Genomic DNA, 23,733 nt, shown 5'->3' with positions numbered 1-23,733 from the left:
AATTAATTCAGTGCAAAGTTTAATGTAAACCAATCGATATTATCTTGTATAAGACAGGTAGTTAATATTACTCTTATATAATGTTTTAATAAATTTGCTGTATATGAACGAGAATCGCTTTGACAATAAACTTAGTCGCCCAGGCTTAGCTTTCCAACCCTTGTATAAACAGGTGGAAGAGCAAGTTACTCAGCTTATTGTTGAGCAGCGCTGGAAACCCGGTGAAATGCTACCCAACGAGTTTCAGCTCGCCAGTGAGTTTGGCGTCAGTCAGGGGACGGTGCGTAAAGCACTGAATAGCTTAACCAGTGCAAAAATTCTGACGCGCCGCCAAGGCATTGGTACCTTCGTTTCCGAGCACACCGGACATCATGGTCTTTATCGTTTTTACCCTTTAATCGCGGACGGCAAAAGCCCAGAGTTGCCCAAAGCTGAGTTGCTGTCTATTTCAACCCAAACGGCAAATAAGAAAGTGGCTGCGGCGTTATCACTGAATCCTAAAGATAAAGTGATCGTGTTAATCAGAAGGCGCATATTGGACAACGAATTTTGCATTGCCGAAACCATTTATCTGCCACATAAGTGGTTTAAAGCCTTGTTAGACGAAAAAGATGTACCACACACTCTGTACCATTTTTATCAAACGAACTTCAATCTGACGGTACATACTATCCGCGATAGCATAAAAGCGGATCTGGCAACGCAAAGTGATGCGGATACCTTAAATATTAAATTGGGTGAGCCGTTGTTAGAAGTCACGCGCATTGCGCAGTCGTTGAACGACAAGCCGATGGAATATCGCATCAGTCGTTGTCGCAGTGACAAATATCATTATTTGGTGGAATTGAATTAGTCTCAGGGGCTGCGTGTTGCTCGGTTAAACAGCGAAGATAATACGTAAACGCTAAGGCAGGACGGTATCGGTTACCGCGACCTGCCAAAAATAAATTCGTTATGTATTGAGTGTTACTTCCAGACGATAGGTAAGAATACCGTCATTTCTGCAGTACCTCGGTTGCTCCATGCATAATAGGGCACAAATTCGGTACGAATTGCATCCCACTGGGGCTTTTTGACCTGATTATACATTTCACTGGTACTGTCTTTTCGCACCAATAAATCCGCAGAAATCGTTGTCATGCCACCTAAAAAATCGTCTCGGTAGTGCGCTGTCAATGCCGAGTCTGAGCCGATATACATGTCTAAAATACTGCTACTTTCTGGTATATCAGGAGTCTCGATACAATAAACCAAAGGGCCACGTTTAACCGCGACTTGATTACGAATTTCTTCAATACGTGGGTGGCCTTCAACGAACTGAATGTCCATGGGCATGTTTAACGTAATATTGTCACCAGCTTGCCACTGTCGCTCAATTTTGGTGTATTGCCCCGCTTCTACGACAGGAATGGTTTCACCATTGACACTCAAAGTGGCACCTTTGGCCCAGCTTGGAATACGTATTTGTATGTCAAAAAGCGCGCTCTTACATTCCTCAATTTTTAACGCAACCTTGCCGTCCCATGGAAAGTCAGTTTGTTGGCTAAGGCGAAGCGTTGAGCCATCCAGTAACTTGGTGTTTAACGCATTGCTACCAAATAGGTTTACCGCCAGCCCTACATCCGTCAGGCTATAAGCCCAGGCTGATACTTGAGCGATGGTGCGTACTAAGTTTGGTGGGCAACAGAAACACTCGATGTACGCTTCACGATCCGGAGATTCAGTGCAATCGCAGTGATCGGAATATTCACGTTGACCAAAATTCATTCTGAGAGGATTAGCGTAGAAATATTTGTCCCCTTCGGTGCTTATCCCTACCATGGCGCTGTTATGTAAAACGAGTTCAATGACATCCGCGTGTTTGGCTTCTCCTGTGATACCCAGTAAACGCCAATTGAACATTGCATTAGAGATATTCGCGCAGGTTTCATTGTAGGCCGTTGAATTGGGCATAAGGTAATCATCGATGAAACCTTCATGGATCATATTCTGATCATCATAGGCTCCGTGGTGACACTGACCTAACGCACCTGTCACGTACATCTTACGTTCAGTGGCACTTGACCAAATACGTTTCAACGCATCAAGCAGTTCGGTTTCACCGGTTTCTGCATATACGTCTGCGGCTCCTGAATACAAATACATACCAGTAACAGCATGGCCTACGGCTTCCGTTTCTTGCCGCAAAGGTGTTTTCATCTGGCACTGATCGCCCGTAAACCAATAAGGAACGCTGTCATGTAATTCCATAGACACCGAGCCGCGCATAGTGACAAAAATATCCGCAAGCTCTAAATATTTTTTGTTATTGGTTTCACGGTAAAGCTCAACTAACGCCATGATCTGTGAAGGATTAAAACCAAAACGTGCAAGCTGTTCTTCCCGTGGTTTAAATACAGCGTAAAGGTAATCGGCGTGTTTAATCGCTAAGTCTAACCAATTGGTTTGCCCAGTAATGCGGTGATGAATAACCCCCCCTGTGATTAAGTGGCCGCCGTTGTATAACTCATGATCGCAAACTGTTTCCCAGCGAGGCTTGTCTAGGATTTGGTTGTGGGTGTGCATATAGCCGTCTTCGCACATCGCTTTACGAATAACGTCAATGATCTCGTCCATTTCGAGCAAAATTTTTGCATCTTTATTAATGCCGTATACATAGATAGAGGCTTCCATCCATTTATAAAAATCACCATCGTGCCAGAGCATACCCTTGGCTTCGCCTGATTGAAGACCGGCAGCAACCTTAAAGTTATTGTAAGCATGGCCTACATCACCTTTGAGGATCGCCCCCATATTTGGCACCATAATCCCTTCGGCCTGTTTAAATTTATCGGCCCAGAAGCCTTTGGTCCAAACGCAGTCACCGACGTCAATGCTTCTAAATTTTACGTGAGGGCTTTTGCTGTTCGCATTTATTGCCCGTTTGTGGGTATGTAAACTGTTCATTGATTATTTCCTAGGTACGTTATTGACTAAATACGCCATCGAATTAATAAGCATTGAATTAACAGGCAGTGAAGATTGACTTACTCTGCTGACCGATGACGCGTCAGTACCTATGAATTGATGACTTATTTGTTAAATAAATATGCTATTTATATAAACATATGACGTTTATGTTTTCAAACATTCCTGTCTACATTTTCATTTAATTTCTGCTTAATCCTTAAATTTTGATAGGCGGGACATTTCAAGGCATTCATAACTATATGAATAAAAATGATTTTATTTTTAGCGCAAACAAATAATATTTTTTAAAGGCCCATCAATATAAATGAGTCGATTTGCAAGTTATTGTCCCCGCTAGATAATTTATTGCACAAAAATCGGCTGAGCAGCAGTGACTAAGCAATGAAACCACAACATTGTTGAGGCCTATTATGTTGTCCATTACGCCCCTCTGGTGCCGTGAGTAACCGCTGAACCCTGAACCATTAGTCGCCTTGGGTTTGCATCATCACTCGTTGTGTAAAGCCGGTAAGCCATCAAATAGTGTTTTAGCCCAGGTGAAACATGAGGCTATTAACGGATTATCTTCTTGTTGTTTAGGGCTCACTAACCAATAGGCAGATTGCGTGTCAAAATACCCGTTACTTAGCTGGGTGAGTCGTCCCTCATTAACCCAGTTATTGATGGCTGGAAACAAGCCCAGCACAATTCCCAAACCCTTTTCCGCTGATTTGATTGCTGAAAAATAGGAATCGCAGACGATGACATCTTTAGGGTGAATATCAGGAAATAACGAATACCAATCCTGTAGATTTTCATCTGTGGTGATCAGAATGTGATTGTTCACTAAGCTAGCTAAATCGCTTTGCGGTTGGCGCATACATTTTGCCTGATAAAGCGGTGATACCACGGGGCTAATGTGCACTTTACAGAGTAAACGACTGACTAAATTAGGCCAGCCTCCATGGCCAAAACGTATGGCCGCATCAGCTTGCCCAGTATCAAAATCAATGTATTCACTGCCAGTGGTGATCCGCAGCTCTGCTTTAGATTGAAGTTCCTTATATGCCATGTAGTGGGGAATAAGTAGTTCTTGAGCGATAAACAGTGGTGTGCTTAAACGCAAAGAACGTTTATTGAATCGTTGATCAAATTCAGTGAAGCCGCTGTGATGCAGACTCATGATGTTAGCGGCAACCTGATAGTAAAACTCGCCGGCTGAGGTGAGAGTCAACCGAGGGCCGTTGCGCCTAAACAACTTGCTGCCTAAATATTCCTCTAAGGCCTTAATCTGCTGACTTACCGCAGGTGGTGAAACATGTAATGTGTCCGCCGCCTTTCTAAAGCTGCTGTATTTGGCAGCGGCTGCAAATACAGCAAGCCACTGAATAGGAGGAGGATTCACTTTACGTCACCTTAAGGTAAGAAAAACTTATTTATAGGTAAGTTTTAACAGCTTTTAGCGCATGAATGAATAGTTTAATTTATGTTTGGTTCATTAAGTCCATGTTTGTCGGCTAGGTAAAGGAGATAACGAGATGCAAAATAACAAAGTCGTGTTAGTTGTTGGCGCTGGGGATGCGATTGGCAGTGCCATTGCCACCGAGTTTGCTAAGAAGGGGTTGACTGTATGTCTTGCGCGGCGCAGTGCTGATGCAGTGCAAAGCTATGCTGAAACTCTGCGCAGTGATGGGTTTGATGCGCACGGTTTTCCTTTAGATGCGCGTAATGAAGAGCAAGTCATTGCGTTGTTCGACAAGATAGAACGAGAGATTGGCACAATTGAGGTCGTCGTATTCAATATTGGCGCGAATGTTCCCATGGGCATTGTGGAAACAAGTGCCAAAAAATTCTTTAAAATCTGGGAAATGGCCTGTTTTTCGGGATTTCTGGTGGGCCGTGAGGCCGCGCGCAAAATGCTCGAACGTAAACGCGGAACGATCCTATTTACTGGTGCGACTGCCAGCGTGCGAGGAGGAGCCATGTTTGCGGCGTTTGCCAGTGCTAAACACGGCCTAAGATCCCTCGCCCAGAGTATGGCCAGAGAACTGGGACCAAAGAATATACACGTCGCTCATGTCATTATTGATGGGGCGGTAGACACACAATGGATCCGTGAAAATCATCCAGATTTCGAATCGTTAAATGCTCAAGAGGGCATAGTGAAGCCTAATGAGTTGGCGCAAAACTATGTCATGTTATACGAGCAACCAAGAAGTGCTTGGACCTTTGAATTAGATATTCGCCCATGGGTTGAGAAGTGGTAATTAACACGTCGTTTAACAATTAAATATAAAGGTGAGTAACGTGAGTAAAAAAATAGAATTCTTTTTTGATGTAGGCAGTCCCACTGCATTTTTAGCGGACGGACAGCTTAGAAAGTTGGCTGAAAAATATGCGGCCGAATTAGTATATGAGCCCATGCTGCTGGGCGCTGTGCATCAAGCCAGCAAAAATATGTCCCCTGCATTAATACCGGCCAAAGGTAAATATATGGCAGAGCATGATTTACCTCGTTTTATCCAGCGCTATGGCTGTGAATTTAACATGAACCCCCATTTCCCGATTAATACACTGACCTTAATGCGTGGATGTTACGCAGCCAAAGTAATGGACATTTTTGAACCTTACCTCACTGTGATATTCAACGGCATGTGGGTCAAAGGTTTAAATTTGGCAGACGAAACTGTACTTCTGGCAGAGCTTACAGGGGCAGGCATTGATGGCCACAAATTGCTCAGCTTAACGAGCCAAGAGACAATTAAAGATCTACTAAAAGAAAATACTGGCCGCGCAATAGAAAAAGGCGTTTTCGGAGCACCCACCATGTTTATTGGTAAGCAGATGTATTTTGGTCAAGATCGTCTCGATTTTATCGAACAGGAGTTAATGCGGTAAGATCTTCTGTAGGTTCCCCCGTTAGCATTTTGTGGCTAGGGGCTAGGGGCTAGGGGCTAGGGATTAGCCATCTGGGGTGAAGTTGATTTGTTCATCTGCAAGTAATTGGCTGATAAGTACTGGTTTACCAAGCTCGTCTAATTCGACTAACCCTATGCCTGAACCATTGACCAAGCGCTCACCGGCTGATGCATGGGAGGGCTTAAGCGGTGTTACGCGCATGTTGCGTCGCTTGGTAAACGCATTCAGTGGTGAGTAAGGGGCGTATAACCAGCGATTTAATCTGTCTAGCCAATTGAGCAAACCGTCAGGAAAGGTATTACGCAGACCACTGCTGGTTATTTGCCATATGTCTGGACTATTGCGCCGGCGTTTCAATTTCACGTGATAGGCGTAGGAGTAATGCACATCACCGGATAAGATGACAAAATTTTGCGGTGTTTTACGATGGGTAAATAGATTTAATAAATAATTGGCACTACCTGGATGAGCCATCCAATTTTCGGCGTCAACCATCAGGGGTTTACCTAATCGGGTAAAAACTCTTTGTATTGCTTCAATTAACTTTACCCCGAATATAGGGGCTGGGGACACCAACACCACGGCAGGTTCGTTGATAAGCAACTGTTGTAACTCCGTTAGGGATTCCCAGTCCATCAATCCAGAAGGCTTATTTGGATTAGATTCTGACCACCAGCGCTGGGTGCGTGTATCGAGTACTAATAGCTTAGGAGACGTGGGCCAATGGTAATGCCATTGCTCAAAATCTAATAAATCATTGATGGTGCTATCGTGTTGCTCACCGCCTAAGTTTTTTAGGCTCAGTTGCACGTTATTGAGCAATGTATCACTGAAATTTTCTGGCGCATTACCCCAGCCTTGGCAAAGTAAATAGGCCATGAGTGCATTGCCTATAATGCGCCGGGAAAAGTCATTTGAGTGGGCTGTTTGCTCCCAATCTGCGGTGAGGTTCCAGTCGTCGGTTATGTCATGATCATCAAACATCATCGGGCAGGGAAGGTGCGCCATTACTCGTCGTACTTGGGGCAGACCCGTCACAAATTGTTCGATCACGGCCAATTCATCTTGATAACCCGTAACGCTATTCTTGTCGATCGACTTGGGCATGTTGGTATTGGCCATGTTCCAGCATTCTGGCGACCAACAGAGTAAATACATGGTTATGACTTCTGCGAACGAAACCAAATGATTATTGGCATGCACTGTGGTAAATACCGGTTTTTCGGCCGATTTAAATAACGGAATACGTAGCGCTTGGCTGTTGGTATCGCTGGGTAAAATGTGCACCCGCTGATTATACAAGGCTTGATCGCTGTGCAATGCATGGCTATCAACCACGGTTGATTGGGCAAACGTCTCATTGGTTATACCCAACTTAGGAATGACACTATGGATGGCCGCTAACATGGGAGCGGCGACATCGTCGGCGTATATTTGATCCCCCGACATCATTAATAGACTAGGCCATTGCTGGGGCGTGTCTTGCAGTTCACTCAGCAGTTTGTCGGCAATCACTAACCCATCAGCACTTTTATGGTGGGGCTTTCGACATGAGCCATGTAAAATTTTATGCAAGCGAGAGTGAATAACAAAGCCAGGCGTAGGGCGCAGTGGATAGCAAATGTCGCTGATTAAATCGGTTAGCAGAGCTGGGCTAATATCAATGTCAACGGGCGAAAAATCTAATTGATAGCCAATCCAACAGTCTGCAGGTAAGGGGTCCGCTAGTGTCAGTTCAATCAAATGAATGTATAGATGTTCTCCTGCGTTGATGCTCCTATGCTGACGTGTTTTGTCAATTGCGGCAGTCTGACTAAGGGCAAACGTTTGCTCAGTCTGGCCGTCAGGCATCAGTCTGAGGGTGATATCAACGGGGTGAGATGTCACTAACCATAAGGTGACTTGATTGACGCTCAACTTTTTTAATATAGGGCCCGCGAGAATCGCTAAATCTGTTTGCTGCAAACCGTCTTCCTGCCTCAGGTGTGATTGTTTTTTCAAAGAGCTACTTTAACAATGTTATTAATGGGTTATCCAGCATGTATGGGCTTTTAATGGAGAAGTGTTAACTGGGCATGTTCATTTAATGTTCTGTTTGTGTTTTTTGTGGCCTTTTTGTTTGCGCGAGTCTTTTTATTAAGACATTAGTCTAGTTTGCAGCGCTAAGGTGATGATTTTAAAGGACTGAGCGTGTATTGTTTGGCCGTCTGTTTGATAAAGGTGTCATGGTTAGGGTTGTTGTTTTTAAACAATACAAGATTTGGATTTGGTTTTACCTGAAGGGATGTAGATGATTTTTTTACGAGATTTATCGATTAGATATAAATTGCTTTTTTTAGCGTTAGGACCCCTCGTTTTAGCCTTAATTTTTATTTTGAATAGTGTGTTCAAGAATTATCAAGTGCTTACGTCTATGAGTCAGGCACAAAAGTTAGGAGGCTTGGCAACCACCGCCAGTCAATTGGTTCATGAACTACAGAAAGAGCGAGGGTTTTCAGCAGGCTACCTTGGCTCAAAAGGCCTGAAGTTTTCAAATGAACTAAATACACAACTTGCTGCTACGAATAATCGATTAGCGAATTACCAGCAATTTGTGGCTCAACTTGAACACGATCATTACGATCCACGCCTCGCATCTGTGCTGTCATCTATTGGGCAACGCATGGATAAAATTAGTAATATGCGCCGCGACATTCGCCAGCAAACTCTTCCTGTGGGCGACGCCATTGGTTACTACACTGAAACAAATGCCGTTTTATTAGGTATTAGCAGCATTATTTCAACGACCATTGAAGATCCTCGGATCAGCAATCAAGTTTCTGCATATCTGAACTTTTTGCAGAGTAAAGAGCGAGCGGGTATTGAACGGGCGGTGTTAAGTAATACCTTCTCCGCAGGAAAATTTGCAAATGGGGACTACCAGAAATTCATTACCTTATTATCTGAACAAGTCACCTATATGAACGTATTCGTAGACTTTGCATCACCCACACAAGCTGCAGCGCTAGATAAGGTGGTTACCGGGCAAGATGTCACTGACGTTAAGCGTATGCGACAAATTGCATTACAACAGCAAGATAATTTCGGGATTGCAGCCACACAGTGGTTCAAGGTGGCCACGGGGCGAATTAACCAACTCAAAGCATTTGAAAATTTATTAGCCGAACAGCTTGTTCAGTCTATTGACGATGCTAAAGCGGCTGCGGTTAGCAATTTACAATGGCTTATCGCTCTGTCTGCGCTGATGCTAATGATTAGTTTGAGTCTGAGTTTTATTTTGCTGCGTCAAATTGGCCAACAAATCAATTCACTCTCACAAGCCATGATGGAAGTGCAGCAACAGTCAAATCTTACCGCTCGAGCAAAGCAACTGAGCAAGGATGAGTTAGGTGTACTGGCGGCTGATTTCAACGAAATGGTAACGCATGTGGCATCACTGACCAGCAATGTACGCAATGCCAGTCATGATCTTGTCAAAATCGTTTCAGAAATATCGACTATCACTAACACCGTAGATCAAGAGGTTCGCTCAGGTTTAAGCCAGACCGAACAAGTGGCGGTTGCCATTAATGAAATGGAAGCCGCTGTACAAGAAGTTGCTGCCAACTGCGCGGGTACGGCTGATAAGTCTAGACAAGCGAATGACGCTGCAAATAACGGCGAGCTGCTCGTCAATGAAGCGAGTGAAAAGGTAACTAAGCTCTCCAGTGAGATTGATCAAACAAAAAATATTATTCAGTTGGTAGCCGACGACAGTGATGAAATTGGCAGTATATTAGATGTAATAAACGGCGTGGCAGATCAAACTAATTTATTAGCGTTAAACGCGGCTATTGAGGCCGCACGCGCAGGTGAACAAGGGCGTGGTTTTGCCGTTGTTGCTGATGAAGTCCGCTCTCTAGCGAAAAAAACAGCGGAGTCTACAGCACGTATTAAGGGCATGATAGAGCAATTACAAAGCCGCAGTAAACAAGCCGTTCAAGCTATGCTAAATAGTCAAGAATCAACCAACCAAACTGTTGTTGGATTTAAAGGCGTACTCACTCAATTAGAAAATATCACCAGTCAGTCATCGCAGCTCAGTGATATGAATTTGCAAAATGCAGCGGCGACTGAGCAGCAGTCAGCGACCGTAGATGAAGTGAATAGAAATATCATTAATATTCAGCAAACTTACCTGAGCACTAACGAAAATGCGGCGCTGTTAAAAAAGAGTGCCTGTACGTTGGACTCAGTGGCAAAATTATTAGATGAGGAAGTCAGCCGCTTTATTGTTTGATTTGTTAACGATGCGCAGCCTGATAGCTCAACATCCTAATAGAACCAGATATTCTTATGTCGCATGTTCAAATATGTGAACATGCGTAACCTATGCATTACTTCAGTGCTTTGCTAGGCCAGATTTCCGATTGGCTGCCTACGCTTATGCCGCGAGTTAATTTTGAGACGAATATTATTACGGTTGTTTTCTTACTCTGTTTTAATGAAGTTGCGCTCTAAAATATTTGGTCTTTTTTATCAGTAGCTCGTTGATCTACCCTGCAATACTAAGCACCGCTGCATGCTCTTCAAGTAACCTTTACATCAAGCAACAGCATCGTGAATTCCAATTAACCGAAAATAATGAGTAATTGCATTGTGAGTTTTATTACCCGACACTGTTACAGTATAAAGGGCTGCTAATTACCTGTTATAGGTTGAATTATAAGCGAAAGAAAGATTAGCAGTAAGCTCGTTACATCGTGTCATCACAAGGATTTATATGATTAAAAGCACTATTTTTTTACTTCATATCAGCTTGTTAATATTCCCAAAAGTTGCTTTTTCTACGGAGGTCAAATTATTTCAATTTTACCCTGATTGCGATTATGACGTTATCGATACTATTAATGTTAGCGGCAGATTGCGCTTTTCACACGGGAGTACTCGGGAAGAGTCATTAGATAAAACGCGACTTAGTGTGATTGAAGATATTTTACAGCTCGCAGGCGAAAAAGGTGCCGACGGAGCAATCCTAACCGAAAAATCCACTTACTTAGATGATAAAACTACAGAAACTCGTATCACTAGAAATCGGGTAACATTCAAAGCCCAATTGGTGAATAATTGTTATATTGGTGCGCCGTTATCTGAAAATGCCACTCCGTTTGACGAAGACGGCTTAAAGAAACGAGCTATAAACTTCTCATCCAATATTTTGGCTGATGCTAAACATATTATTACCTATGACATTGAGAGTCAGCATCCTGCGCCTGCGTTAACATCCCAAACGGTAAACTTCACGCAAGGAGCTTTCGGTTTGCCGCTTAACAGCACTTATCAGCAAATGTTGCAACACTTTGGCACGCCTACAGGGGTATTTAAACTAGGAGGCGAACGTAAAGTTGTTTCTTACGGTCGCGATTTCTGGCTAACCTTTCATAATGACAAGCTTATCAGCGTTACAAATCAGAATGTTTGGTTGAGTAACGAGCTCTTAAGTATGATGGAGTTTGACCGACGTTTCGAGCTTCAAAATTGGCAAATTTTAGACAATATTAAATTGAATATGCCAATGACAGATATCGCATTATTATTAGAGACTAAACAAGATCCTCGACATTTTGTTCGCATCAAGCAAGGGGGTCTTTTGATAACGCTGCAAGGTGTAGCCAAACGAGTTGTGCTAAACGAGCTACCGGAATATGGTGTGACGTTTTATGCCCTATCAAACGCTAATTTTACCGTTGATAAACTAAATATTTTAACCAACCAAAGCGCCACTGACACGCTTTCCAAATTTATCGAACTTAAAGGCGATAAAATGGATATTCAAACATTGAAGTCCCAAGCGTTAGGATTAGTGCGCAGTGACAAAGACAGTACAATGTTAATCATGGACAATCATATCGTGCTCGATATTAAAGGACAGGAATTAAATAAAGTGTATTTACTTGATTCTGCATTTTCTAAAACGCAGCTAAAGTTTGATTCTCCGTGGCAAATAGGCAAGTTGAAGCAAGGCTTATCTATTGAAGACGTTAAAATTTACTTAGGTGATGATATTTTTGGTTTTGGGGATATGCTAGAAGTGACTAATGAACGGTACATACAAGAGCTTTATTTCAGCGACTATGACACAGGCCTGGTTCTTGAGTCGTCTGAAATTACGCTATTTTAAGTACCCTCCATGTACAATCGAAATAGGGTTATGTCGTTCGAGTGACTGAATAGCAAAAAAGCCGGCGAACCGGCTTTTAAACGTTACATTGCGAGTTAAAGGAGCGTTTATTTCTTAAATCTTCTGCCTAAACCCAGACCTAACAAACCCAATCCTAAAAATGCTAGGCTTGCTGGAGCTGAAACAGGGCGTTGATCCAAGCCGACTACGATGTTGTCAAACTCTCCAGCGATACCAGAGGTAATCACGCGGAACCGGTTAAATGCTTCATCAAAACTAAAGTCGATGTTGACATAGACGTTAGAAGAATCAGCTACTTGATCACCTGCCTTACCATTTAATTGGGCCAAAAGTTCTGGGCCAGTAATCTTGGCTACTAATTGGTCATCAGAGTAAAACTCAAATGAGTTGTAAGCATCAACTGAGCCCCAATAAAATCCCAAGTAGTTGATACTAGAACCGGCTAAGTTCGCTGATAAGTTGCCGATATTCGCTAAAAAGTCTGTGTAGTCGATGTCCACGTAGCTTGGCTGACCGACTGTTGTTGGTGTGGTATAAGCGTAACATGTGCTATCGCCTGCAGGGGCAGCAGCGATACTGCCGTCAGAGCCTTTTCGAACGTTTAACACATTCGCACCGCTTGGTGTAATTTCTAACGGAGAGTTAAGAGCGCAACCCTCAGATTTACCTGCCACGTTATATTGTGTATCGCCACCACCAGGGATGCCTGGTATTGCGGTTGCGGTATCAAAAGTAGAAATGAAAAAGCCATCACTTATGGACGTAATAGTATTATCAGCATTGACATTCTTGCTGGTTTTATTCGAGCCATCAGTAGCCGCTTGGCCACCAAAGGTAATGGTTGCCGCACTTACTTGTTGAGCTGCCGCGAGCGTTAAAAGTGCTGCGATTGAAACGGATTTCGATTTATTCATTAACGCGTACATATGGTTTATTTGCCTTCTAAGACAGTTAGGTTGTTGATACTGTGGAAAGCGCATTAGCATGGATTGATCCATCATTTTAAACATTATAAAAATCATATGCTTATCGTTTTTTACCGTGAAGATTTGCAGCCATGTGTAAAGGTTTTCGCGAACCTGTGCTTAGGTAATGGCAACAAGGAAAAGACCAAATTCAAGCATAATCAATCGGTTGTAATTTTTACCGCTTAAAAAACAAGCAGTTGATCTGTAAGCGCTTTTAAATGGAATTTATTAAGGTTGACGTTGGTAAAATTTGAAACCTGAATATAATCAAGTAGTTGCCATTTATAGCTAGGCACTAGCGTAAAATAAATGTGTAAAAATTATCGTGATAACAGGCTGTAAATGAAGTTTTCAGTCAGTCGTTTTTGATTATATCGCTCTTACGGACAACGCAATTTTTCAAAAAGGCAGTCAGTCAACTGCCACTGGGCCAAATAAATTCAACGCTGTGCATAATCAATCAGTTCCACCTACGTCAGTGGGCGCGAGGCATAAGTGCGCCCACTGACGTAGACAGGTCTAAAAGATTGCCATATCCGTTGCCAACTCAACGTCTCCAGAATAATGCTGACGAATAAACCCTAGTGTCGCCTCACTATCATTACGTGTGCGATTCATGAAATGGGATAGCACCACGCGTTTGGCATTGGCTTGCTTGGCAATCACACCAATATCTAGTGGGCGCATATGCAAGTTTATTGCTGCTCCCTTTGCACCTTGTGGTACGGCGTTATGCATTACGAGTATGTCGCTTTTTTTACCTAAGGTGGCTAAGGTGTTGTACTGATTACTCATATCACCGGAGAAGGTGATTCTGCATCCATCGATATCGACTCGCCAAGCAATTGCGGCGACTGGCCCGTGATGCACAGGAATAGAAGAAATTGTCAGGTCATCATCAATTTTTTGGCTGCGCAGTTTAATTGGGGTCAGAGGAATATTTTGCGCTTTAATATGATAAGCGGCATTGCTGGTGGGATCAGCGTAATCACTCAAATAGGCGAAAGCGCCTTTATTGCCCAATAAGCTGGTGACGTATTCGCTGGTAGCTGGCATGAGCGCGTTACCCCCAGGGCCAAAAATAGTGAGATTGTCACTTCGCTGAGTAAAATAAGAGCCTTTTACGTAGGCAGGTAAGTCCGCACTGTGATCAACATGCAGGTGCGTGAGCAGTAGGGCTTTGATGTCGGAGAAATTAGCGCCTGAGGCGCCGAAATTGACACTGCTTCCTGGACCTGCATCGATTAGCACTCGCGCTTTATTCTTATGCCAAATAAGATAACTGGCAGACGCTCGGCCGTCGTTTAACTCGGGGCCGCCGGAGCCCAATACTTGCAATGTCACGTCTTGCTGCTGACAGCTTTGCGTTTGGGCAAAAACGGGCTGAACAGTGAGTCCTAGCGCCAGGGTTAATAAGGCTTTGAAGCGGATGTTTTTAAGTGCTGAATAAGGTGACGTTAATTGAGTTGTGGGCATGATGGATCCTTGGGAAATCGGCTGAATGCGCGAAAATTAGTCGCTGTTATGTGCTCGTATTCACAAATATGATGGATTTTCTAACATAAAAATTTCACTACATCCCTATAATCATTCAAGATTTTTAGCACGTTTTCTCATAGATGCTCTCATAATAAGGATACTTCTCATGGCAGATAATAAGCTCAACAACACACAGATAAATAGTACAGAAGTTTGGGTAAATAAAGCGGATGTTTCACAAACCAAAATTGTGCACGGGCAACTAGACAGCACACAATTGCAAGACGGTCAGGCTATATTGCAGCTGAATAGCTTTGGTTTTTCTGCGAATAATATTACGTACGCTGTGACCGGCGACAAGATGGGGTATTGGGGCTTTTTCCCCGCTGATGAGCAGTGGGGCATAGTACCTGTTTGGGGTTTTGGCACCGTCATCGCGTCTAAGCATCCAAAGGCACAAGTGGGTGAAGTCGTTTATGGCTACTTCCCGATGGGCACGCATTTAGTGATTAATGTTGATAAGGCTAACGAGATCAGCTTTTTTGATAACCATCCGCAACGGGTAAGTAGCTCGCCAGTGTATGATAATTATTTACGCTGCGCACAAGATGCTGCTTACCAGCAAGATTCTGAGGCATGGCTATTAAATTACCGTCCCTTGTTTATGACATCATTCGTATTGGATGATTTTGTAGGCGAGCACATTGACGAAAAGGTCACCACAGTTCTATTGACCAGTGCATCGAGTAAAACAGCATATGGCTGCGCGCATTTATTAATGAAACACAAAGCGCAACGTGGTGGACATTACCGTGTTGTGGGATTAACCAGTGCCGCCAATAAAACGCTTACTGAGTCATTTTCGTGTTACGACGAGGTACTTGAATACACTGATATTGACCAGATAAACCAAGAAGGTGAAAGCTGGGTGCTGGATTTTGCTGGTAATAAACAGCTACTGCTCGACTTACAAGATTTACTTGGCGATAAGCTGAGCCGTGAAGTATTCATTGGGGCGACGGATGTTAAATCGCAAACCAATAAACCTAAGGGTAAGCTTCACGGAGAGTTATTCTTTGCACCTCATCAGGTGAAAAAACGTACTGAAGAGTGGACTCGAGAAGGTTTTAATGAACGTTATGCGCAAGCTTGGAACAGTTTTAGTCATAATATGCAGGGTAAAATTAGTGTAGTCGAGTATAAGGGCGCGCAAGCGATTGCTGATCTATATCAAATAGGATTAGCTGGGGCGCTTAATAACGAAGAGATCAATGTATTAACCTTCTAAAAGTGCTTTTTGTTAACAGCCGTTAAATTAATCGGTGAAAGGGTGGCGCGTTAAGCGTGCCACCATTTGTCACTTAGCACCCGAATTGGCACTGCTTTTAAGTACTCAAGTGCGACTTTTCTATCTGCTTGGTTCAAAAATTCTGCAAAAATAATCTGCCGTGATCCATCAATAAAGCGCAGCTGTATGCACTCAAAGGCGTTTTTTGCCTCAACAAGAGCAATATAGGTATCTGATTTATTAAACGTCCAGCTCTTTTGCGGACGGTAGGTACCTAGCTGCAATTCTATTGACGTTGCAGTAATCGTAATCACTTGCTGTTGATAGGTATAAAGCGACACTTTGTAAGCAATAAACCACAGCAAAGCCACTTCAATTCCCGCAAAGGGCAATACCAACCATGCGCCAACCAAGGTCCATGCGAGGGCGATAATCAAAACGAAAAACGCCATAGTTGTTATTAATAATTTCGTTTGTACCCAATTTGCAGAGCGATTCGGTGATAAGGTCAATACCCAACGCTCGCCTGCATGGTGGAGTTTAACCATGACATGAGCTCCATGGTACTTGTTTGAACGTGTGCACCATTGCTCTTAGCGGCAATTGGCAATGAGAACAACAACACTGCTAAAGTGGCTGCACAAGGCCGGGCTGCAGTCTTGCTGTATTGCGCGGGGGCATATCATTATAAGTCTGTCGAAATTCATTTTTTACTTACTTATCATTTTGGAACCTATCCATTTATATTAAGCGCACCACCATTGTTGGCAAGCCAGCTATTAAAAGTGAAAAAAGATTAAGGTTGTTCGCTGTGTTAGCTAGCAACAGCGCAATATCCAATGGGAGGCCAGTTAATTGGCTAGCGACAGCAAAGGTTTTCTGGCACAGTTCTGTCGATATCAAAATGTAGTGTAAATTCAATGTTTTCTCAATTTTCTGCTCAGCACATTCGTGGGCTTATGTTAGTCACTTGGTGCGTGGTATTTGCTACGCGACATGACCCTGTGACCTTATTTATTCATTACGCCGGGTTTACTTTGTTAGGTGTGTTGGGCGCTGTGTTTGCCAATGCCACAGGAGCCGGAGGCGGTGTGGTATTTGTCCCGTTTTTTAACCAAATGGGCTTTACACCCAGTGCGACAGTCGCGACCAGTTTTGCCATTCAATGCTTCGGTATGACCGCCGGTGCGATAACGTGGTGGCGTTTTCATCAAAAGCAAAGCACTTTAGTTGAGCAAAAACGTGCGCAAAAAAGTGCGCAAAAAATGCATAACGAGCAATGGCAAAGCATCTATAGTGTGTTGATTTTGGTGATCCCCACGTCGGTTGTCGGGTTATTGATCGCCCAGTTTAACCCTAGTTGGTTTGGGCCTTTGGCTAACGGCGACATGTTGCATATTGGCTTTGGTATCTTTTCTATTTTGCTCGCCATCAGCATGTTTTTCATGGTTGCGCTCACAGGGCGTAAGCCACCGATAAGCCAATTGCGCCCGTTAGATAGTATTTTGTTACCGATTATTTGTATTTGTGGCGGCATAATTACGGCATATTTATCCATAGGGGTAGGGGAGTTGCTGGCAGTATATTTAATTATGCGCGGCTTCAATGTGACTTTCTCCATTGCGTGCGCCGTTATTTTAAGTGCGATAACCGTCTGGTCCGGAGTGATTTATCATGCCCTAGTGAGCCAGACAATTTATTGGCCTGTGGTTCTCTTTGCTGGGCCGGGTGCCGCGCTCGGAGGGATTTTAGCTAAGCGTTTGGTACTGCGTTTTTCGGCAAAACATTTGAAACTGTTTTTTGCTAGCTGGATTTTACTGTTAGGTCTAACCGGTCTCGTACTGTAACGGACTGCCTTAGCACCTAAGATGTAAATGAGTAGCAAAGCAACATATTGACCGTTATTTTACACTCGCCATCATGACCAAAAGGGGCACACCGTTAAGACTTTTCCCATTACACGATTTACGGCAAGCACGTCATTGGCGTCAACCCAAAACGGTGACACTGGGCAGATCATTAAGTTAGATGATCAAGTTGTTAGTGAAGAGCCTCTAGAAATTTGGCTAAAACACCCCCTTAGAAATGGGGCTAAAGCGAGCCTATTATTGACCACCATGCGCAGCCCTGGTGACGATATCGCTTTGGTTCGGGGATGGTTGCATACTAGCGGCTTAATAGAAAACGGGGCAGACATTCACAGTATCACCCATACCGGTAGCCAACGACTCAAAAGTAACGACGGCAATCAGGTTTTGATTAGCTTACACCCCCAAGCACATTTCGATTTTGATTCACCTAAAAACAGCGCTAGCCGTCATATTGATTATGTAAATTCTGGCTGTGGCGTGTGCGGACAACGCTCAATTGATGTGCTGCTTGATAAGCTGCCGCGTGCAGCATACGTCAGTGGAAATACCTTGTCGGTGCCTAGCATTTTAGCTTTGTCAGAGGCTCTTAGGCAGAAACAAACGGCGTTTTTAACCACTGGAGGTAGCCACGGGGCCGGTTTGTTCAGCCTTGAGGCATCGCCCGAGGCATTACCTAAGGCGACTACCGGTAGTGAGCTGGCCAGCCACTTATTAGATGTGCGCGAAGATATTGGCCGCCACAATGCCTTTGATAAACTCATAGGAGCACATTTGCCGGCCTTGCTTGCTGACAGTAAGCGCGAATACGGGGTGGTACTAAGCTCTCGGATCAGCTTTGATCTTGTGCAAAAAGCGGCCATGGCTAACGTGCGATTTGTCTTAGCTATGGGGGCCCCGTCTAGTTTAGCCATTGAACTTGCTCAGGAATACGACATCTGTTTAGTGGGTTTTATTCACCATAAACGCGTTAATGTATATACCTGCGCTAAGCGGATCACTCGGCGCTAATTTATTCGTCGTGGGCCGCAGATACGTTCTTTTCGAGCGATAATTTATTACAGGAGTCACTATGAAAACCACATCATCGTCAACCGACACGCAAGCTCACTCATTTGACCCTACGGACACCCAACGTATTGAAATTAGCCAGCCAAAAGAATGGGCTGCCGGCATCCCGGCCGTGTTGTCAGCCTATAAGAACGTCACCAGTAAAGCAGGACCGATAAAAGGCACCCGTTTGCTGACGGATCTCAACCAAATTGAAGGCTTTGATTGCCCCGGTTGTGCCTGGCCTGACCCGTTAGCCAAACGTGCCACGTTTGAGTTTTGTGAAAATGGCGCAAAGGCCGTGGCAGATGAAGCCACCACAAAGCGAGCAGATAGCGAATTTTTTGCCCGCCATAGTGTGAGTAAGATGCGCGGACAATCTGACCGTTGGTTAAACGATCAAGGGCGCCTGACTCAACCCATGTGGTTACCTGAAGGTGCAGAATATTATCAGCCCATTGATTGGACTCAGGCGTTTACCCTTATAAGTGCTCAACTCAAGGCGTTGCATCACCCTAACCAAGCGGCATTTTATACCTCTGGGCGCACCGGTAATGAAGCGGCATTCTTATATCAGTTATTTGTGCGGAAATTCGGCACGAATAACCTGCCGGATTGTTCTAACATGTGCCATGAATCGAGTGGCGTAGGTCTAGGGGAAACCATAGGTGTGGGCAAAGGCACTGTGAGTCTAGAAGATTTAGAGCACGCTGAAGCCATTTTCGTTTTTGGCCAAAACCCTGGCTCCAATCACCCTCGGATGTTGTCATCTTTGCAGGCAGCAAAACGTCAAGGGGCGAAGATAGTCGCGATTAATCCTTTGGATGAAACGGGTCTTAAGCGCTTTAAAAACCCTCAGGAAGTGTCAGGTGTGATTGGCAGTGGTACAGCCTTGCGAGATCTCTATTTACCGGTGAAAATTAACGGCGATGTCGCCCTGCTTAAAGGTTTGTGCAAAGCCTTAATTGAGCGGGACAGTCATCACCAGCCAGTGCTTGACCACCATTTTATCGAGCAATACTGCCATGGGTTTGATGCTTTCAAAGCGGATATAGAGCAAACCTCTTGGCAAGCAATTGAGCAAGGCAGTGGCTTAACTCAAAGTCTAATAGAGCAAGCCGCCGATATCGCCAGCACGTCGAAGAAAACCATTTGTTGTTGGGCGATGGGGATGACGCAGCATAAAAATGCCGTGGCGAATATCCAATTAATGACCAACTTTTTAATGTTGCAAGGTAACTTGGGTAAACCTGGCGCAGGCGTATGTCCTGTGCGCGGACACAGTAATGTACAAGGGGATCGCACCATGGGCATTTGGGAAAAACCCGAGCCCGAATTCTTAGATGCCTTAGGCAAAGAATTTGATTTCAACCCGCCAAGGGAAGATGGTGTGGACGCTGTTGAGACAGTGCACGGCATGCAACAAGGACGAATAAAGGTTTTGTTTGCCCTCGGAGGTAATTTTTTCAGAGCCATGCCTGATCACCAAGCAAATGATGAGGCGCTCACCCAATGTGAATTGACGGTGCAGGTGTCCACCAAGCTAAACCGTTCTCATCTGCATACCGGCAAACAAGCCCTTATTCTGCCTGCATTGGGGCGCACCGAAATTGATACCCAAGCCAGTGGTATTCAAACCATTACGGTGGAAAACTCCATGGGCGTGGTTCAAACCTCCCATGGCAAAATCCCTCCAGCGTCTGACTTACTTAAAAGTGAAGTGGACATTATCGCTCAACTTGCACACCACACGCTGACCAACGAGGGGCTTGCTAGTAAAGACACAGCTATTGATTGGCTCGCCATGAGCGCTGACTATCGGCTGATTCGTCACCATATTGGCAATGTGATCCCGGGATTTGAAAATTTTAATCAGCGTATCGATGACTTAGGGGAGTTCGTACTACCCAATGCCGTGCGTGATCAACGGAAATTCGATACCTCGAACGGTAAGGCTAATTTTGTGGTGCACGACATTAACAATATCGAGGTGCCTAAGGGCCACTTGTTAATGATGACCATACGCAGTCACGATCAGTTTAATACTACGATTTATACCAATAATGACCGCTATCGCGGTATTCATGGTACGCGTAAGGTATTGTTTATTAGCAAAGGGGATATTGACGAATTAGGCTTACAACCGGGTCAGCATGTGAGCATTCGTAGCCATTGGCCAAATGATAAGGTGGCGCTTAGGGAAGTCAGTGATTTCGAGCTGGTGGAGTACGCGATCCCTAAAGGCTGCGCAGCGGCTTATTATCCGGAAACAAACGACTTGATCCCCATAGGCAGCGTGGCTGATAAAAGTAATACGCCCGCTTACAAGTCCATTGTGATCAGCTTGCACCCTAAACAAACTAAAGACGCATAATGGTCGACAACCCTATATTGAATGACACAGGTAATGTACAAAGATGAAAATGCGTAACATATCTCAGGGCGTGCTATTGATTAGTACGTTTGGGCTAGCAATGACTGCAGCAACGAGTGCTTATAGTCAGCAAAGTGCTATTGCAAATACTGAGGAAGGAGAACACGCCCGGAGTATGTCACTGCGCGTGGCCCCGTTAGCGGTCTCGCCAAAACTCTACGCATTGCAACAACGATGGGCGAAGGTAAATTACACCTTACAGGGCGAAGAGCAAAAAATGGCCTTTAAAGCCTTAATCGCCCAGGCTCATGTGCTCACCCAAGAAAAGCCCAATAGCGCTGCTAATTGGGCGTGGTTAGGCATTTGTCAATCAACAGCGGCCGCCGCAATCGGTGGTACGGGTGCGTTAGGACTGGCCAAAGAAGCCAAGATATCACTTGAAAAATCAATTACCATCGATAAGCAGGCGTTAGATGGTGCTGCAACTACAACCTTAGGGGCGCTTTATCATAAATTGCCGGGCTGGCCGCTAAGCTTTGGTAGCGACAAAAAAGCCGAGAAACTGTTGTTATCCGCTGTGGTGGCTCACCCCGAGAGCATAGATGCTAACTTTTTCTATGCAGAGTTCTTGTATGACGATGGGGATAACAAAACTGCTCGGGAATATCTGCTTCGCGCGCAGCAAGCACCGGCTCGACCCAATCGTCCTATGGCCGATAAATATCGACGTATTGCAGTCGATGCTTTGCTAAACGAGATCGCCAGTGAGCAATAAACGGCGCTTAACGTTAGGGGGAAATGTTTCGAAAATCGGATCTTTTACGCATAAATTCGCTACTTCGTCGCCAGTGCCACACCTATATATTTGTCATTCTACATTTGGTTATTATGCAACTCATTGAAATTAATAAAACCCGTTATCGCCGTCATCTAAACCGAGTTATCGTCGCCTGTATTATCGTGTTAGCGGTTGGCAGTTTAACGCTATCTCAAGCGCTTATTGCGCTATTCCCTGATGAAAGTGGTAGCCACTTTCACTGGAACTTACTCGGTGTGATTGTATCGAGTGTGACGATTGGATGGATACTGAATAAATACCGGACTCATGACTACATGCGCGAAGTCGTTTACGTCTGGGAATTGAAGCAAGCGTTAAATAAAATTAACCGAAAAATGCCTAAGTTAAAAATAGCGGCAGACGCAGGCAATGGCGATGCATTACTGGCTATTCACTACAGCTACGCAGGTTCTCGTTTATTATGGCACCTCGATGACAACACTATTATCATGGATGAACTCGCAATCGAACAAAAAAAGCTTGATAACCTTGCCGCCCAGTATCAGTTAACGCTTGATGCAAATGATTACAACGACAAAATGTTAAAGCAATTTTAACCTTGGCTAGAGCGTTTGAAAAGGTAATCGCTAATAGCGACTGAAAAGCGAGCTGCTTATCTGTCGCTGTTAAGCATGCAAAGGGGCGATAAAAGAGCAAAAGACATTTTGCTCGCATAACCACCATTATTGAGACGGTTTGTTGTTGTCCACAGAGCGCACAGGCAAGGGCTCACTGAAAGTCAGCGTGCGATAAGGGAAGGGTATTTCGATACCAGCATCGTCAAGAGCTTGTTTTATTGCACCAACAACTTCACTGCGTGATTTTCGCTCACCTAGTGGCGTAGGATCCGCCCACCAAGTTACTTCTATGTCCATTGAGCTACTACCAAAGCCGTTCAGGAAAACTTCCACGCCTTTTTCTTTGACAATTAATTCGCAGCGTTCAACTGCTTTTTTAATAATGGGCAGTGCCGCTTGGGCGTCTTCGGAATAAGCAACGCCCGTCATAATTTGCATACGGCGGCTGTTTTCATGTGTCAGCACAAACACTGGATTCTTAAATAAAAATGAATTGGGCACGACTACCAATTCACCATCAGGTTGCCGTAATTCAGTCATACGCACTGAAATGTTTTCTACTCGGCCTAATATTGCTTGGCATTTTATGAAGTCACCTTTTTCAAACGGGTACTTCCATAACAGTAAAATACCGGCAAAGAAGTTTTCAAAAATTTCCTTAAAAGCAAAACCGATGGCCACTGAGGCTAATCCTAGTCCTCCCAGAGCTTTTGCTGGGGTGAGACCGGGAAAAACGATCAGCGAGGCTAACAATATACCGAATAGCCAGATGATTATCCTTGCAAAGCGCTGGGTAAGCTCCCTGAGTGATCCACGCATTTTGCTGCGCCCTGTCATATTTCCGATTAGCTTGCTAATGAGCATGGATGAAATACCCGTTAGCAGTAACACTGATATAGCGACGACGATATAAGGGGTATGTCCTATAAAGTCATACCAAATTTTAAGCACGGTTTCTTGTAGGGTTTGACTGGCCGCTTCGACAGAAAAAGCAGGAGGTGGAATTTCTTGGTCGCTGCTCAGCTGGGCATAGCCATTAAAAGAAATAAACAACAAAGCCATCAGGACGATTTTCATATTGCTTCTCCGTAGTCAATTTACATGACGTTCGCTGAATTTAGAAAACACCAATAATGAGCATACTAAGTGGTTCATTATTGGATAGCCATAGCCCTTATTTTTCTTAACGCCCAGAACGATGCCATTCATTAGCTATTTATTGCGCCAGATAATTGTGTTTA

The 23,733-nt window shown here is 44.2% G+C and carries 18 protein-coding genes; 11 read left to right on the top strand and 7 right to left on the bottom strand.

What is annotated here, in order from left to right:
- Positions 1-103 precede the first annotated feature (103 nt).
- Complete coding sequence (locus tag GPLA_RS03425) at positions 104-853, top strand: GntR family transcriptional regulator (protein WP_007103430.1); 750 nt, start codon at positions 104-106, stop codon at positions 851-853.
- 113 nt (positions 854-966) lie between these two features.
- On the opposite strand, the gene GPLA_RS03420 is transcribed toward GPLA_RS03425, so the two are convergent.
- Both GPLA_RS03420 and GPLA_RS03415 read right to left on the bottom strand, forming a co-directional pair.
- Complete coding sequence (locus tag GPLA_RS03420) at positions 967-2,946, bottom strand: glycoside hydrolase family 127 protein (RefSeq protein WP_007103429.1); 1,980 nt, start codon at positions 2,944-2,946, stop codon at positions 967-969.
- A gap of 511 nt (positions 2,947-3,457) precedes the next feature.
- Entirely contained in the window at positions 3,458-4,354 is an 897-nt protein-coding gene (locus tag GPLA_RS03415) for a LysR family transcriptional regulator (protein WP_007103427.1), read from the bottom strand.
- A gap of 133 nt (positions 4,355-4,487) precedes the next feature.
- Between GPLA_RS03415 and GPLA_RS03410 the strand changes: the two genes are divergently transcribed.
- Both GPLA_RS03410 and GPLA_RS03405 read left to right on the top strand, forming a co-directional pair.
- A complete protein-coding gene (locus GPLA_RS03410; RefSeq protein ID WP_007103426.1) occupies positions 4,488-5,216 on the top strand; it encodes an SDR family oxidoreductase in 729 nt (242 codons plus the stop codon).
- Between the two features lie 40 nt (positions 5,217-5,256).
- Positions 5,257-5,847: a 2-hydroxychromene-2-carboxylate isomerase gene (locus GPLA_RS03405; protein WP_007103425.1), complete on the top strand. Its 591-nt coding sequence runs from the start codon at positions 5,257-5,259 to the stop codon at positions 5,845-5,847.
- 63 nt (positions 5,848-5,910) lie between these two features.
- On the opposite strand, the gene GPLA_RS03400 is transcribed toward GPLA_RS03405, so the two are convergent.
- Entirely contained in the window at positions 5,911-7,833 is a 1,923-nt protein-coding gene (locus GPLA_RS03400) for an alkaline phosphatase D family protein (protein ID WP_007103424.1), read from the bottom strand.
- A 448-nt stretch (positions 7,834-8,281) separates the two neighbouring features.
- Between GPLA_RS03400 and GPLA_RS03395 the strand changes: the two genes are divergently transcribed.
- Positions 8,282-10,147, top strand: a complete 1,866-nt coding sequence (locus GPLA_RS03395; protein WP_161601744.1) for a methyl-accepting chemotaxis protein — start codon at positions 8,282-8,284, stop codon at positions 10,145-10,147.
- A 483-nt stretch (positions 10,148-10,630) separates the two neighbouring features.
- Complete coding sequence (locus GPLA_RS03390) at positions 10,631-12,028, top strand: hypothetical protein (protein WP_007103422.1); 1,398 nt, start codon at positions 10,631-10,633, stop codon at positions 12,026-12,028.
- Positions 12,029-12,135: 107 nt separating this feature from the next.
- Here GPLA_RS03390 and GPLA_RS03385 read toward each other — a convergent pair whose 3' ends face one another.
- Both GPLA_RS03385 and GPLA_RS03380 read right to left on the bottom strand, forming a co-directional pair.
- Positions 12,136-12,975 carry an Npun_F0296 family exosortase-dependent surface protein gene (locus GPLA_RS03385; protein ID WP_007103421.1) on the bottom strand — a complete coding sequence of 280 codons (840 nt, stop codon included), beginning with the start codon at positions 12,973-12,975 and terminating at the stop codon, positions 12,136-12,138.
- A 561-nt stretch (positions 12,976-13,536) separates the two neighbouring features.
- Positions 13,537-14,493: an MBL fold metallo-hydrolase gene (locus tag GPLA_RS03380; protein WP_007103419.1), complete on the bottom strand. Its 957-nt coding sequence runs from the start codon at positions 14,491-14,493 to the stop codon at positions 13,537-13,539.
- Between the two features lie 169 nt (positions 14,494-14,662).
- Between GPLA_RS03380 and GPLA_RS03375 the strand changes: the two genes are divergently transcribed.
- Entirely contained in the window at positions 14,663-15,784 is a 1,122-nt protein-coding gene (locus tag GPLA_RS03375) for a DUF2855 family protein (protein WP_007103418.1), read from the top strand.
- Positions 15,785-15,834: 50 nt separating this feature from the next.
- On the opposite strand, the gene GPLA_RS03370 is transcribed toward GPLA_RS03375, so the two are convergent.
- Positions 15,835-16,332 (bottom strand): DUF2244 domain-containing protein, encoded by a 498-nt coding sequence (locus GPLA_RS03370; protein WP_007103417.1) that lies wholly within the window; start codon positions 16,330-16,332, stop codon positions 15,835-15,837.
- Positions 16,333-16,704: 372 nt separating this feature from the next.
- On the opposite strand from GPLA_RS03370, the gene GPLA_RS03360 reads away from it, so the two are divergent.
- The 5 genes from GPLA_RS03360 to GPLA_RS03340 all read left to right on the top strand — a co-directional run bounded on the left by GPLA_RS03360 (position 16,705) and on the right by GPLA_RS03340 (position 22,471).
- Positions 16,705-17,631, top strand: coding sequence for a sulfite exporter TauE/SafE family protein (locus GPLA_RS03360; RefSeq protein WP_007103415.1), 927 nt, complete (start codon positions 16,705-16,707; stop codon positions 17,629-17,631).
- 135 nt (positions 17,632-17,766) lie between these two features.
- Complete coding sequence (locus GPLA_RS03355) at positions 17,767-18,663, top strand: formate dehydrogenase accessory sulfurtransferase FdhD (protein WP_007103414.1); 897 nt, start codon at positions 17,767-17,769, stop codon at positions 18,661-18,663.
- A gap of 61 nt (positions 18,664-18,724) precedes the next feature.
- Positions 18,725-21,076: an FdhF/YdeP family oxidoreductase gene (locus GPLA_RS03350; RefSeq protein WP_007103413.1), complete on the top strand. Its 2,352-nt coding sequence runs from the start codon at positions 18,725-18,727 to the stop codon at positions 21,074-21,076.
- A gap of 43 nt (positions 21,077-21,119) precedes the next feature.
- Positions 21,120-21,851, top strand: a complete 732-nt coding sequence (locus GPLA_RS03345) for a tetratricopeptide repeat protein (RefSeq protein WP_007103412.1) — start codon at positions 21,120-21,122, stop codon at positions 21,849-21,851.
- Between the two features lie 113 nt (positions 21,852-21,964).
- Positions 21,965-22,471 carry a DUF3087 domain-containing protein gene (locus tag GPLA_RS03340; RefSeq protein ID WP_007103411.1) on the top strand — a complete coding sequence of 169 codons (507 nt, stop codon included), beginning with the start codon at positions 21,965-21,967 and terminating at the stop codon, positions 22,469-22,471.
- Positions 22,472-22,597: 126 nt separating this feature from the next.
- On the opposite strand, the gene GPLA_RS03335 is transcribed toward GPLA_RS03340, so the two are convergent.
- Positions 22,598-23,569 carry a mechanosensitive ion channel family protein gene (locus GPLA_RS03335; RefSeq protein ID WP_007103410.1) on the bottom strand — a complete coding sequence of 324 codons (972 nt, stop codon included), beginning with the start codon at positions 23,567-23,569 and terminating at the stop codon, positions 22,598-22,600.
- Positions 23,570-23,733: the final 164 nt, after the last annotated feature.

It is taken from the genome of Paraglaciecola polaris LMG 21857 (assembly GCF_000315055.1).
Lineage (GTDB): Bacteria > Pseudomonadota > Gammaproteobacteria > Enterobacterales > Alteromonadaceae > Paraglaciecola > Paraglaciecola polaris.
The sequence above is the reverse complement of the archived record's forward strand: the minus strand, read 5'-3'. Positions and strand labels throughout refer to the sequence as shown.